The organism is Paenibacillus sp. Root444D2, from assembly GCF_001426375.1.
In the GTDB taxonomy this organism is placed as follows: domain Bacteria; phylum Bacillota; class Bacilli; order Paenibacillales; family NBRC-103111; genus Paenibacillus_E.
In genome coordinates this window covers 363,952-377,980 of sequence record NZ_LMEO01000051.1, presented here as the reverse complement: position 1 = coordinate 377,980, position 14,029 = coordinate 363,952, and the positions used below count along the sequence as shown (strand labels likewise).

Annotated in this window: 11 protein-coding genes and 1 other annotated feature (1 of these 12 cut by a window edge); of the genes, 4 read left to right on the top strand and 7 right to left on the bottom strand. The window is 45.1% G+C overall.

Features of this window, described 5'->3' with window-relative positions; genetic code table 11:
* Positions 1-19: 19 nt before the first annotated feature.
* Positions 20-610, top strand: coding sequence for a TetR/AcrR family transcriptional regulator (locus ASD40_RS33160; protein WP_057307388.1), 591 nt, complete (start codon positions 20-22; stop codon positions 608-610).
* A gap of 69 nt (positions 611-679) precedes the next feature.
* Here the strand turns inward: ASD40_RS33160 and ASD40_RS33155 are convergent, their stop codons facing one another.
* From ASD40_RS33155 to ASD40_RS33145, 3 genes are all read right to left on the bottom strand, one after another.
* Positions 680-1,297, bottom strand: coding sequence for an SLOG family protein (locus ASD40_RS33155; RefSeq protein ID WP_063870884.1), 618 nt, complete (start codon positions 1,295-1,297; stop codon positions 680-682).
* A 215-nt stretch (positions 1,298-1,512) separates the two neighbouring features.
* On the bottom strand, positions 1,513-2,538 hold the full coding sequence (locus tag ASD40_RS33150; protein ID WP_057307387.1) for a dienelactone hydrolase family protein: 1,026 nt from the start codon (positions 2,536-2,538) through the stop codon (positions 1,513-1,515).
* 24 nt (positions 2,539-2,562) lie between these two features.
* Positions 2,563-3,846, bottom strand: a complete 1,284-nt coding sequence (locus ASD40_RS33145; protein WP_057307386.1) for a Gfo/Idh/MocA family protein — start codon at positions 3,844-3,846, stop codon at positions 2,563-2,565.
* A gap of 168 nt (positions 3,847-4,014) precedes the next feature.
* Between ASD40_RS33145 and ASD40_RS33140 the strand changes: the two genes are divergently transcribed.
* Positions 4,015-4,836 (top strand): helix-turn-helix transcriptional regulator, encoded by an 822-nt coding sequence (locus ASD40_RS33140; RefSeq protein WP_235549478.1) that lies wholly within the window; start codon positions 4,015-4,017, stop codon positions 4,834-4,836.
* Positions 4,837-4,935: 99 nt separating this feature from the next.
* Here the strand turns inward: ASD40_RS33140 and uxaC are convergent, their stop codons facing one another.
* The 3 genes from uxaC to ASD40_RS33125 form a co-directional block, all read right to left on the bottom strand.
* A complete protein-coding gene (gene uxaC, locus ASD40_RS33135; protein WP_057307385.1) occupies positions 4,936-6,336 on the bottom strand; it encodes a glucuronate isomerase in 1,401 nt (466 codons plus the stop codon).
* 193 nt (positions 6,337-6,529) lie between these two features.
* Positions 6,530-7,462, bottom strand: a complete 933-nt coding sequence (locus tag ASD40_RS33130) for a VanW family protein (protein ID WP_057307384.1) — start codon at positions 7,460-7,462, stop codon at positions 6,530-6,532.
* Between the two features lie 115 nt (positions 7,463-7,577).
* Positions 7,578-8,387 carry a phytanoyl-CoA dioxygenase family protein gene (locus tag ASD40_RS33125; RefSeq protein WP_057307383.1) on the bottom strand — a complete coding sequence of 270 codons (810 nt, stop codon included), beginning with the start codon at positions 8,385-8,387 and terminating at the stop codon, positions 7,578-7,580.
* A 167-nt stretch (positions 8,388-8,554) separates the two neighbouring features.
* Between ASD40_RS33125 and ASD40_RS33120 the strand changes: the two genes are divergently transcribed.
* Positions 8,555-9,328: a helix-turn-helix domain-containing protein gene (locus tag ASD40_RS33120; RefSeq protein WP_057307382.1), complete on the top strand. Its 774-nt coding sequence runs from the start codon at positions 8,555-8,557 to the stop codon at positions 9,326-9,328.
* 69 nt (positions 9,329-9,397) lie between these two features.
* On the top strand, positions 9,398-10,630 hold the full coding sequence (locus tag ASD40_RS33115; protein WP_057307381.1) for an aminopeptidase: 1,233 nt from the start codon (positions 9,398-9,400) through the stop codon (positions 10,628-10,630).
* A gap of 65 nt (positions 10,631-10,695) precedes the next feature.
* Here ASD40_RS33115 and ileS read toward each other — a convergent pair whose 3' ends face one another.
* On the bottom strand, positions 10,696-13,776 hold the full coding sequence (gene ileS / locus ASD40_RS33110; protein WP_057307380.1) for an isoleucine--tRNA ligase: 3,081 nt from the start codon (positions 13,774-13,776) through the stop codon (positions 10,696-10,698).
* A gap of 80 nt (positions 13,777-13,856) precedes the next feature.
* Positions 13,857-14,029, bottom strand: a binding site (T-box leader) (it continues 86 nt past the right edge of the window).

Genomic DNA, 14,029 nt, shown 5'->3' with positions numbered 1-14,029 from the left:
CTGTGAAAGGATTTTGCACATGCGTAAAGGTGAAAAAACAAGATTGCATATTATTATGAAATCCGCTGAACTATTCAACGAAAAGGGCTACGCGGGTTCAACCATACAGGATATTATGACGGTAACCGGCCTAACCAAAGGCGGGATTTATCGCAGCTTCGCGAATAAGGATGAGATTGCGCTTGAAGCTTTCGCCTACGCCGGACAAGTGCTCTGGGAACATTTCGCTGAGGCGATTGAAGGTGCGTCTACAGCAACGGATAAAGTCCTAGCGATGTGTGACGTGTACAGCGATACCGTGCATAATCCCCCTATTAAAGGTGGATGCCCTTTTCTCAATACAGCTGTAGAAAGCGATCATTCCTATCCCATTCTGCGAGATCGTGCGTTGGGCGCTTACGAGCAAATGATGGCCTTCATCCAGGGGATTTTGCAAAAGGGAGTCGACGACGGGGAATTCCGATCTGATATCGACACCGAATCCGTCGCTTCCTTCCTCTTCTCATCCATTGAAGGCGGCATCATGGCAAGCCGTTTGACCCGCGACAACAAGCATGTTGGCTACGCCAGGAAGAATATCGAACTGCTGCTGACTTCTTTTAAAAAGTAAGCTATATGCCATTATGAAAAAATAGCCGTCCCTCAAGGTCTATAACCTTTTGAGACGGCTATTTATTGTTTATATCTCATCAAAATCCGTATTGCTGCCGACATCGGCGAAATCGAAGTCTCCAGCCAGATCTCCCGACTGGTCACCCTGTTCATCTTCGGCGATATTCTGCAAATCATAAGCATTAATCATGATTATCGGGTAGGCATGATTCGCAGCAATCTGCGCAGCCTGCTGTTTCATAAACTTGGGTGACCCCTCAGTATCTTCATCATAAACAAGGATGATGCCGTCCGAATTACGGAGCAGAAACTTGTCCCGTTCCTTGAACTGCCATGGTCCTTCATATTTGGTTTTTGTCACGCTGTTCACGTAATTCGCGCGTTCCATGACGCTATTATAGCTATTTTTCTTATCGTCGCTCCATTTTTCTTCTTGCTCAAGAAAAGGGGTGACGACAGCTAATTTCAGCTCTGGGTAGGCGCCTCCTCGAAGCTCAAGCACAGCCTCTGCCGCCCACAATTCAACTCCCCATTGTCCACTCACAACGACCCATTCTAAGCCTTCATCCATAAGTGCGATGAGTCTCTTTTTGATCGCTTTTTTGATAATCGGAATGCCTGGGTGCTTTAATGAAAAGATGCCAAGTTCAGATGCTTTATAACCCGTTATTAAGACTCGTTTCAAAAAAGGTACACCACCTTGTAGACTCTACCTATCAGGTTAACATAGATATGCCTCGATATAAAGGTAAGGCCATGGAGAGCGGATTCGCTTGGCGTGAAGAGATCCGAAATATGATACTTTGAGAATGAACGGGACGGAATAAGAAATTAAACCATCGCGCATTGTTAGACAAATACAGCAAAAAGAAGAGCCGCAGCTCTTCTTTTTCTATACGATTAAGTTTCTAAAGCCTCAACCAGCCAAGGGTAGGATTGACTCCCATTCACTTCATGAACACCTTCAAAGAGATGAACCCCCAGCTTTTCATCCGCATCCGCTTCAGCGTACACCTGCCGCAAATACTGAATCGCCACTTCCATTGTTTCTATCGGGAAAATCGGATCCTGCTGGCCAGATTCAATGAATAGCGGACGAGGAGCAAGTAACCCGAGTAATTCGGGGAGCTCCGAATACTCCAAGACACCTGGCAAGTAATTGTCGATGCAGTGACGGATCTGCATAATGCTTCCTTTGAATGTATTCACAAAGGCGCACAGTACCGTGGCTTTGATTCGTTCATCTATCGCCGCGGTATATGCGGCGAGAAGTCCTCCTCCCGAGAAACCGAAGCATCCCACTCTTGCAGGATCCACATCCTCGCGTGATAACACATAATCGAGCGCCCGCCTCGCCTCTTGCACACGCAATCCTGCCAGCGAGATGCCATATAAAAGCAGATGTGATGCAAGTGTCTGACACGATGAATTTCCGACTTGCCCATCCTTCTGATCCGCAGCCAATCTCCGATCTCCGAATCCGACGATCTCAGGTACGACTACGATGAAGCCGCGTCTCACTAATTCCAAGGCATAATTGCCGTGAAGATCCGGCTTACCTGTGTTTGCAGTTCCATCCGGATGGAGTCCAACAATCTGCCGACTACCGTAACCATGTCCGTGCAGAGCCAGCACAGCTGCTGTTCGTTCGGTCAACACTTTAGGTAACAACACATAGGCCGGAACTCGAAATCCCCAGACCGTACCGAATTCGATACGCTCTCGAAAATGATCTTCGAGCTCAGTGCGCTCTATGAGAACAGGACGAAGCTCATCTTGTTCTTCTATACCTGCACTTAGAGATTTGATTAGGCCCTGCTTCAACCTAACCCAAGTATGTTCCGCATTCTCGGCTTGCTTTTGCAACAGACGTTTATTCTCGTAGGAGTGATAGAGATTTTCCATGATTGAATCTGGATTCCACAAGCAACCCCACCTCCGTCTACCTTTTTAAAAAGTAACCAATTTATCCACCGCAACCGGTTGCCCCGTACGCATAGAAATATTCCCGGCAATCCCCGTCAAAATCGACATCGCCCCATCAACATGTGAAGCAGCTCGCTCGAAGCGATCATCGGATGGCTTATCAAAAATATCTTTCAAGAGCACAGGATCACCGCCACCATGGCCGCCGACACCTTCTTCAATTTCTACTTTATAAGGAGCCGCGAACATCGGAAATACCCTGATCGTCTTTTCCTTCAATGCACCTTCATCCTCTTTAAGACCACCGGAATTTACGTAGGATTTCTCAACAACTTTCATTTCAATACGACCCTTGCTGCCATTGATTTGTACACTAAAGCCTTCCCAAGGCATATAAGCATTAAGCGAGTAGGTGAGAATGGCTTTGTTTTTATATCGAACCATAACGCCCATTGTATCTTCAATACTAATTCCATCTCCGAAAACGCTCTGATCGCGTTGGTAGCCATCTTCGTGTTCCGCATCTAAATATAGACCCTTGAGGTTTTTATTTTTATCTAAATGAAGCGCAAAAGGATCGCCCTTCGCGTTCTCATTCCCTGTAGCACGTTGATAGAAGTTGGTCACGCCGCGCTTTTCGGCATTTTCTCTGCCATAGAACATCAAGCCGCCCATCGCAAATACTGTCTCCGGACGTGTTCCTAACCAGAAGTTCACGAGATCAAAATGATGCGTTGATTTGTGTACAAGCAAACCTCCGCCATTGCGTTTATCGCGATGCCATCTGCGGAAATAATCTGCCCCATGCTCGGTATTCAGCAGCCACTCGAAATGGACAGAATGAACATCACCTATCGTCCCATCCATGATTAACTCACGAATTTTCGTATTATGCGGTGCATAACGGTAATTGAATGTCACACGAAGCTGCCGCCCTGTGCGTTTAATGGTATCGAGAATTTCTTGACATTTCTCTTCATCTACAGTCATCGGTTTCTCCGAAATGACATCGCAACCAAGCTCCATTGCTTTAATTATGTAAGTATGATGTGTACGATCAACAGAGGTGACAATGACATAATCGGGCTTTTCTTTACGAATCATTTCCTCGAACTGATCCGCTTTATAAGTGGGGACAGCGTTATATTCATATTTATTGACGAGTAAGCCATTCGTAAAATTCATTCTCGTTTGATTTATATCGCAAATCGCAACTAGTTCTGACGTTTCTTGAAAATCCTTCACGATAGCGCCATAGAAAAATTCTGCTCTTCCTCCGGTACCGACTAGTGCATAACGCTTTTTCATAAAAGTGAACCCCTCTCGAGTATGGATATGACTTCAAGTTCAATGTCCTACCTCAAGATTAATACAATATTTGTTGTGTTTCTAATCAAATCTTGCTTAATGACTTTCATTCCTTGCATATCTTGCTATATAATAGTCATAAAAGACCGAACGAAGAGGTGTCCACTTTTGGTACTCTACGAAATTGAAAGACTGCGCAGAGATCGCCCCTACTCTATGACAGTGAATCATTTTCATGATCACTATGAAATCTATTATTTACTCAGCGGGAAACGCTATTATTTTATACAGGACCGTTCCTATTTAATTCAAGAAGGCGACCTCGTCTTTATCGATAAAAATGAGCTTCATAAAACACGAAATGCGGATGTCCTTCATCACGAGCGGATTCTACTCAGCTTTGATGATAGTTGGATACGTTCTATCGATGAGGATGCATCGGCACATTTACTCGTTCCTTTTGGGCAGAAACAGCATATCTTTTCCCTAACAGGTACGAATCGCACTTTTGTTGAGAACCTTCTATTCAGCTTATTGCGCGAACAGCAACAGGCCCTTGGCGGCTGGCAACTGAACAGCAAAGCCCTACTCACGCAGCTACTCATCTTCTGCTCGCGTCTCACGGATAAGATAAGCTCCGTTCAGGAACATCAGCAATCACTCAATCCCAAAATTTTTGAAATTGTCGCTTATATCAACGAACAGTTTAGAAACCGTTTGACGTTAGCTTCGATTTCCGAAAGTTTTTATATCAGTCCAAGCTACTTTTGCCGTTCTTTCAAAGAAACGACTGGCTTTTCGTTCATCGAATACTTGAACAATGTTCGCATCCGCGAGGCTCAGCGGCTGCTGCGGGAAACGAAGTTGAAAGTCATCCATATCGCCGAGCAATCCGGCTTCGATAGTGTGGCTCATTTTGGCCGCGTGTTCAAACAAGTGACCAAACAGACGCCACTGGAATGCCGCAAATTGATGCGACATAGTATGTAAAAAGTGCGGAGATACCTTCCAACGCTACTCACCACTGCCGTAAGCTCTACATATTAAAAAACCTTCGAGCAGGCAATAACCCGCACGAAGGTTTCTATTTTAAAAGCCGAAATATTGCTTAGCATTATTATAGGAAATCCCTTGAACCAGCTGTTTCAGCAGCTGTTCGTCGTTCGGGAATTCTCCCGCTTCGACCCATTCGCCTAACATGTTACAGAGGATTCTGCGGAAGTAGTCATGTCTTGTGTAGGACAAGAAGCTTCTGGAATCAGTCAACATCCCTACGAATCGGCCAAGCAGTCCAAAATTCGCTAGCGATTTCATCTGCGAAACCATACCATCCTTGGTATCATTGAACCACCAAGCGGATCCTAATTGAATTTTGCCGGGAATACCATCGCCTTGGAAGCTGCCCATGAGGGAAGCGAGAATTTCATTGTCGCGTGCATTTAAAGAGTACAGAATCGTTCTAGGCAGCGAATCAGCAACAGCAAGTGAGGATAACAAACCTGTTAATGCGCTTGCTACCGGGCTATCATTAACAGAGTCGAATCCGGTGTCAGGGCCCAGCTTCGCGAAAGCTCGTCCGTTGTTGTTGCGGGAAGCATTAATATGGTACTGCATCGCCCAATCCAGCTTCTTGTACACGGCTCCTAAGAACAGCAAGGTGTACGCTTTATATTTCTTCTCGTCTTCCAAACTAACCGTGTTGCCAGCCAAAGCCGTTTTAAAAATCTGATCCACTTCTTCTTTGGTTGCAGCCGCATATGGCACATAATCCAAAGCATGATCAGACACCTTACAACCAACCGAATCAAAAAACTGTGCTCTGCTCTCTAAGCCTGACAGCAGGTCATCGTACGAGCTGATCGTGATGCCAGCGGATTGCTCCAATTGACCGATCCATGGAAGGAAAGTGGCGCGATTGATTTCAAGCGCTTTGTCAGGACGATACGAAGGCAGGACTTGCGTATTAAAATCTTTGATCTCTTTAATTTTAATGTGATATTCCAGTGAATCGACCGGATCGTCCGTTGTACAAATAACGGTTACTTTGGAATTCGTAATGAGATCTCTGGCGCGTGAACCGCCCTCTGCCAGCTTCGCATTCGCATTCTCCCAGATGGCAGGCGCGTTCTGCTCGTTAATAATGTCATAAACACCGAAATAGGTTCGAAGCTCCATATGAGACCAGTGATACAGCGGGTTGCCTATAGCCATTGGAACTGTTCCAGCCCATGCCAAGAAACGATCGTAATCGCTAGCTTCACCAGTGATTTTTGCTTCCTCCACACCGTTGGCACGCATCATTCTCCATTTATAATGGTCGCCGTACAGCCAAGCTTCCGTTATGTTATTGAATTGTTTATTTTCATAAATTTCCTTAGGACTTAGATGGCAGTGATAATCAATAATCGGCAGATCTTTGGCAAATTCGTGGAATAGATGAACCGCGGTATCGTTGGTAAGCATAAAATTCTCATCTAAAAATGTTTTCATAAAGCTAAATTCCACCCTTCTCAAGCTGAATGATCTGCCCTCTATTCTAGCGAAAGGTGACCCGAAAATCTTGTGATTTTTTGCTTTCATTTTATAAAATATGCATATATTGACCTCATATCAGCCATATCTCAGTCTCAAACAAACAAAAAGCCCCATACACCAACAGTCACGTTGGAACGGAGCTTATCATTTAGGGAACAGGCTGACCTACATTTGTCCCCGCTTGTATTTCCTCAGGCAGATTATCAGATGCACTCGGAACATGCCGCGGCTTATAGTTAATGACATCGGAGGACGAAATAGTAACGAAAACCCGACCAGGTAATGCCTGAGCCCTTATCAAGATAGGTTGATTGTAGTTGTTCTTAAAGGCGAAGTCAGGCCCTCCCCAATTTACAGTAGCATCCCTGCCCGGCGGTACATAGGGGACAGACCTGCTGTGCGAATATCTTTCTACGATTTTGAGACCCGCGCGATCCACTGCGTTATACAGCGTAGAAGAAATTTGGCAAATGCCTCCGCCAATCCCTTCAGAGAATTCTCCCCTTACAATGATCTTCGCCGGCATATACCCCTTTCCTCGCGTCCGAACACCAACAACACGGTTGAAAGAGAACGTTTCATTTGGTTGAACAACATAATTATTAATCGCTTGAGCTGCAAGCTTGATGTTCGTATAGCGATATTTATTATTCGAGTTAAAATAGGTTACATAATAACCAATAGGTCGCACACGAATATTTGCTAGCAGCTCACTGTCTACTTTGGGATATACAGATAACTGAGGCACTTCAAATTGCATCGGACCCTCACGATAATAATGCTCATAAAATTGCTCAACAAAAGCTTGACGGTTCAACCTTGAACCTGCAATCTCCTTCACGATTGTCCCTTCAGCATTAATGGTTGCATTGATCGGTTTACGATACATATTCTTATCAAGTTCGTTCGTAAGCTGATCTAATCGTCCATCATCAATGATTGGCATATCCAGAAGATTGATTGTATACGATTCCCTCTGTACATTCGCTAAGCTATGACCCATATTGTCATTCGTTATTCGAAATGGCACTTCATTCTGCTGCGCAAGAAGCAACAAACCCAGTATCCAATTATAGCTCATGAATGCTATCACCCCCTCCTCTAGTGTAAACAATTGAAATGATTCCATACTATGTAAAATGGGACCAGCCAACATCCACAGATGTCAGACCGATCCCTTATCGCTACATAATAGATTAGTGAGGATAAACCACTTGGAATTCTTCGCCGCAAGGCCCACCTTTAGGGTTAACCTCTAAATCAACATTCTCTCCATTCTGCCGATACAAAGGGCGATAATGATCGCTGATATGGGTTGCCGATTGGTTCGCATAATGACAAATGAACGCTCGACGGAATCTGTCCTTCGTTTTATTTCGATAAGAGCCATGAATGAGATTCCCGTTAAAAAAAAGAACGTCGCCACGCTGCATGATGACTGGCATGGCTTTTTCATCTTTCGGCGGCTTCACGTAGTGAGTCGTAAATGATTCTTTGGCATCCGCGATATCCGGACAAGTGATTTCTAATGCATTCGTTTTGGGTACAACGAGTAAGCCGCCATTCTCTTCGTCTGCAGCATCAATGGCCGTCCACGCCGCTATGCAATTACCCGGTTCGACCTGCAGATAGAAATTATCCTGATGAAGCGCCTGGCCGCGGGAGCCCGGCGGCTTGTAATAAAACATACTTTGCGCGGCTAGTGCCTCTTCGTCATACAAATCTGCTAATACATCCATAACCGGCTGGTGCAGCATATATTTCTTTGCTGTCTCATTAAAGCGATGTGGATGCATGACTCGCGGAAATCTTTTTAACGGATCAGATCCATCCGCTTGTAAATCCGGTTCAAATAAGCCGGGTACCGTATGGTGACTAATCTCCTCAAAAGTATGATCGATTTCGGCCAAATTTTGCTCAGAAAACAATCCTTTTACGATTAAATAACCTTCCGATTCGAATTGCTGTTTTTGTTCATTTGAAAGCTTAAGCATTGTCCGTGACATGTTGGTCCCCTCCACGAGTAAGTTAGGATTGTATTCCTTATGACATAATCATATCGAAAGCTCCACAGACATTGAAGTAAGAATGATGCTAATTACTCATACAATCCTGCTATTTCCTGATATACTTGTAGTAAATTGCTGCAGAAGATGAAAGGAACCACAGGGCCATGATATTCGATGACTTTACCTTCTTAGCCGGACATTTTATAGAGCAAGATACGTATGTAACCAAGCGTCCGCAGGGACGCGACGATTGGCTCCTTACTTTCACACTTGAAGGTGAAGGTTTCTTTAACAACTCAGGAAATGAACAATGCTGCAAGCCTGGTGATCTCACCCTGCTGAAGCCTGGAACACCGCATCACTACGGTACTAGGAAAGATCAAACCTGGCAGTTTGTCTGGGTACATTTCCCTTCGCTTTTCACAGAAACCAATTTATTGCCGGATACAGAGCAGCTCATCCTTACCATCGAAAGTGAGTCGATTCGCAAGCGCATTTATCAAGCTTTCATTCGCATCATGGAGGATTCCCGTGAGCGCGGTGAATATTGGTTCGAACTGTGCAGCAGCTCTTTACGGGAAATCCTCCTTATCATGGCTCAGAAAACTAGCAAAAAAGTCGATGCGCGAATCGAGGAGGTTCTTCACCTGCTGTCCCAACAGATGCGTCATCCTATTCGGATTGAGGATTTGGCTCAGACCGTCGGGCTCTCCCCCTCGAGATTGTCCCATCTTTTCAAAGCCAGCACAGGGTATTCCATTATCGATACGCTCAATCGGATGCGGATACAACAAGCCGTACTAATGCTAGAACATACCGGACGGAGCGCTTCGGAGGTTTGTTATGATGTGGGTTTTCAAAACTATAATCACTTCACGAATCAGTTCCGCAAATGGCATGGTATGAACCCAAGTACATTCATGAAAGAACGACGGTAAAATTTATTTGACAGTTGACTCTTGGCAGGATAAACTGCAAGCAAGATTAGAAAAAAGAGGAGGATTCCTATGTCTTTCGAAAGTAATCTTGATAAATATGCGGAGCTAACCGTCCGCGTCGCTCTGAACATTCAATCCGGCCAAACGCTTTGGATTAACGCCCCTATTCATCATCCCGAATTCGTTCGACTCATTGCCCGTAAAGCTTATCAAGCTGGAGCCAAACATGTACATATTGAATGGCAAGATGAAATCTGCACACAAATCAAATATACCTACGCACCTGATGAAGCGTTTCATGAATATCCATCATGGAGAGCGCAAGCACTAGATGAATTAGCTGATAATAACGGCGCCTATTTATGGATCGATGCTGATGATCCTGAATTGCTGAAGGATATCGACCCAGGTCGCATTTCTGCAAATTCCAAAGCCGCAGGCGCGAAATTAGTAAAATGGAGAGAAAGCATGTCCTCCTATCAGATGACATGGTCGATCATCGCCGCGCCTTCTACTGCTTGGGCGAAGAAAGTGTTTCCTGATTTGGAAGAAGAAGCTGCGATCAGCGCGCTATGGGATGCCATTTTCCAAGCCACTCGCGTAGATCAAGAAAATCCAATCCAGACTTGGGTCGACCACAATGCAACGCTTCGGAGCAAAAGAGAACAGCTTAACGATAAGCAATTTCTTAAGATCCATTACCGCGCACCAGGCACAGAACTAACGGTTGAGCTGCCTGCTAATCATATATGGCGAGGCGGTTCCGCCACCAACGGAACGGGAGGCTTCGATTTCAACCCGAATATCCCGACGGAGGAAGTCTTTATTTCTCCTCATCGAATGGGTACCCAGGGTACAGTGCGCAGCACGAAACCATTAAGCTATCAAGGAAATTTGATCAACAATTTCACGATCACCTTCGATAACGGACGTGTTGTCGACTACACAGCTGAACAAGGACTCGAGTCGCTTCAAGCGATGATCGAAATGGATGAAGGAGCACATTATCTGGGTGAAATCGCACTCGTGCCGCATGTATCGCCAATTTCGAACTCCAACTTGATCTTCTTTAATACGTTGTATGATGAGAACGCGTCTAATCATTTGGCCCTTGGCAGAGCCTTTCCTACATGCATCGAAGGCGGTACTTCGATGTCCAAGGAAGAGCAAGAGAAAGCTGGCCTTAATAACAGTCTGATTCACGTTGACTTCATGATCGGCTCTGCCGAGATGGATATTGATGGCGAACACGCAGACGGCACGATTGAACCCATTTTCCGTAAGGGGAATTGGGCATTCTAGAAATTAAAAAAGGGTAGTACCGAGAGTCATGATAACCATGTCTCTAGGTGCTACCCTTTTTTCAGTTACTCTATAAGCAAGCGGAAATTGTTGTCCCCAATCAAAATGGATTCCATTTTTTCTTCCTTAGCATACCTTACACTGGAAAGCAGTACATTCTCTTGCAGAACATGATCAAAACGCTCCAACGCGTCTTTTAATGTCAAATTGACATCGAGAACAAGATCAACTCGTTTATCAATAGGCAGTTCCAGCTTTTTACGATAATCCTGAACGGCACGTATGATTTCCCGTACAAGACCTTCTTGCTCCAATTCTTCCGTTATTAATGTGTTTAAGGCTACCGTGATCTGGTTACTGGAAGCTGAAGCAAATCCTTCTTTGGCTTGTTTTTCCACAAGCATCTCATCAAGTAGGATATGGAATTCCTCTCCATCGATCGTTACTTCAAGAAAACCGTTATCGACCGCTTGTTTGGTTTCTGAAGTAGACAATTGCTTCAAGTGGTTTTGCAGAGGGCTAACGAATTTGCCATATTTTTTCCCAGCCACCTTAAGATTCAGCTTCAAGTTGAAGTCAACAAAGCCGCTGTCACTTTGTTCTACTCGGATTCCTTTAATGTTTATTTCATCTTTAATAATTGCCTCAAAACGACTTAGATCGAAATGGCTATCGAGCGAAACGATCAACTCGGAGAGAGGCTGACGTGTCTTGATACCTGTATCATTCCGAATAGTTCGAGCCAACTCAACGATCTGCCGTGCGGTTTCCATGTCATTCTCGAGCGTTATGTCGATGGCTGAATGGATCACTTTTGGATAATCAGCCAGATGAACGCTGCCTTCTCCTCCAAGGTTTCCGTAAATGTCCTCGGCAATGAGCGGCGCATATGGTGCTATCATCCGCGAGAGCGTCAGCAGCACTTCACGCAGTGTTTGATACGCTGACACTTTATCAACGGTCATTTCACTTCCCCAGAAACGATCGCGAGAGCGACGGATGTACCAGTTGCTCAGCTCGTCGACAAACATCTCGATTTGCTTCGCGGGGTTTAGGAAGTCGTTAATTTCCAAGCCCTTACATACATTTTGCAATGTGCTGTTCAGTCTTGATAGTATCCAGCGATCCAATTCGTTCGTGTGCTTTTGAGCCGGATGGTCTTCGTGCTTATATTGGTCAATCGTTGCATATAACGCATAAAAAGCATGTGTGTTATTGATCGTATCAACCAATTTGGATTTCGCTTCGGCAACAATTTGCTTAGAGAACCGTTTGCTGTTCCAAGGTGCGCTGTCTGACAGCAGGGCCCATCGAAACGCATCCGTTCCAAATTCATCTATGATTTCCCATGGATCGATGCCGTTACCTTTGCTTTTCGACATTTTCTGTCCGTTCTCGTCGAGTACATGTCCGGTAGAAAGAACGGCCTTGTAAGGCGATTTGCCATTATACAACGTTGAAACAGCAAGCAGACTGAAGAACCAGCCCCTTGTTTGGTCAATCCCTTCGCAGATCATATCTGCTGGGTACTGCTCATTAAACAACGTCTCATCTCCGAATGGATGATGATACTGTGCAAAAGGCATAGAACCGCTATCGAACCAGACGTCGATCACCTCAGGGGTTCTTTCCATAGTGCCTCCACAAGTGCAGCGCAGTTTCACCTCATCGATGTAGGGCTTATGTAGCTCCAAGCTTTCGTCAATTGGCTCTACTGATTTCTCCCGCAAATCTTTGTGGCTTCCCGGTGCATATTCCGCTCCGCAATCCCCACATAACCAAACATTAAGCGGGGTACCCCAATAACGATTACGGCTGATGTTCCAATCGACAAGCTCTTCAAGGAACTTGCCGAAACGCCCTTCGCGGATGTGGGAAGGATACCAGTCGATTTTACTGTTGTTTTCGATCAATTGCTCTTTAATTGCGGTTGTTTTGATAAACCAGCTCTCCATCGCATAATAGAGCAGCGGGGATTTACAGCGCCAGCAGAAAGGGTAACTATGTTCATAGCGCTCTTTGGAAAATAACAAGCTGCGTTCAGACAAGTTTTTCACGATATCGACGTCGCAATCTTTGACGAAGCGTCCGGCGAAGTCAGTGATCTGTTCATTGTAACGACCTGCCAAGTTCACTACATTCACAAAATCTAGCTCGTGTCGACGGGCTGTTCGGTAATCATCTTCACCATGCGCCGGAGCAATATGGACGATACCCGTACCACTCGTATCCATGACATAGTCAGCATCTACGACGATATGTCCTTTGGTTGGACTAATATAGCCGAAAGGCGGCTCGTAGGCAGTGCCGACGAATTCCAAGCCTTTATGCACAGATAAGATTTCGTAGTCTTGTTTGAATACTTTTTCTACAAGATTTTTTGCAACGATGTACACTTCGCTATTTTGTTTCACTTTGACATAATCCATGTCTTTATTTACGGCTAACGCTATGTTCGCAGGTAGTGTCCACGGGGTCGTCGTCCAAGCCAGAAAGATTTCCGGTCCGTTTTTACTCCTGAATTTCACAGTGGCACTTAAATCTTTCACATCTTCATAGCCTTGCGCCACTTCGTGAGAACTGAGCGTTGTTTGGCAGTCCGGACAATAAGGGCTCACACGGTGCCCCTTGTATAACAGTCCTTTGTTATGGATTTCGGATAAAATATGCCAAACGCTCTCGATATAGTCGTTATCCAACGTAACATAAGGGTTATCCATATCCGTCCAGTAAGCGATTGCTTCGGTTAGTTCACGCCACTGCTTTTCATATTCAAATACGCTGCTTTTGCATTTCTCAACAAATTCGGCTACTCCGTATTTTTCAATTTCTTGTTTCCCCGAGATACCAAGCTGCTTCTGAACACCAAGCTCGACGGGCAAGCCATGCGTGTCCCAACCCGCTTTGCGGATGACTTGGTACCCTGACATAGTTTTATAGCGGCAGATGAAATCTTTCACAACACGACCAAGCACGTGTCCGATATGGGGTGATCCGTTTGCCGTCGGCGGTCCTTCGTAAAAGACGAAGTTCGCTTTACCTTTGCGGTTTTCGATCGACTTGCGGAATGTACCATTCAATCTCCATTGCTCTAAAACGCGCAGTTCGCGGGTTCTCGCTTTTTCTTTCACATCAATTTTTCTCATGTGTACCACACACTCCTCTATTAAAATGATGGGGGTAAATCCGGAAACGTTGTTAATGAAAAACAAAAAAATCCCGTCCCGCAAGGGACGAGATTACATCTCGCGATACCACCCTAGTTCCATAATGATCATAAACATATGATCATCATAGCTCTCGTACTACGTACTATCATACGCGGCCCTTGTAACGGCGGGATCCCGGGTCAGCTTACTAGAATACCTTCAGCTTTCCTTCTCAGAGTGGATTTTCGGC

Bases quoted from the DNA above. Each gene is read 5' to 3' on its own strand.
- ASD40_RS33130 (WP_057307384.1), bottom strand. From the start codon at position 7,462: ATGAGCTATAATTGGATACTGGGTTTGTTGCTTCTTGCGCAGCAGAAT.
- ASD40_RS33125 (WP_057307383.1), bottom strand. From the start codon at position 8,387: ATGTCACGGACAATGCTTAAGCTTTCAAATGAACAAAAACAGCAATTC.
- ileS (WP_057307380.1), bottom strand. From the start codon at position 13,776: ATGAGAAAAATTGATGTGAAAGAAAAAGCGAGAACCCGCGAACTGCGC.
- ASD40_RS33115 (WP_057307381.1), top strand. From the start codon at position 9,398: ATGTCTTTCGAAAGTAATCTTGATAAATATGCGGAGCTAACCGTCCGC.
- ASD40_RS33145 (WP_057307386.1), bottom strand. From the start codon at position 3,846: ATGAAAAAGCGTTATGCACTAGTCGGTACCGGAGGAAGAGCAGAATTT.
- ASD40_RS33160 (WP_057307388.1), top strand. From the start codon at position 20: ATGCGTAAAGGTGAAAAAACAAGATTGCATATTATTATGAAATCCGCT.
- ASD40_RS33120 (WP_057307382.1), top strand. From the start codon at position 8,555: ATGATATTCGATGACTTTACCTTCTTAGCCGGACATTTTATAGAGCAA.
- uxaC (WP_057307385.1), bottom strand. From the start codon at position 6,336: ATGAAAACATTTTTAGATGAGAATTTTATGCTTACCAACGATACCGCG.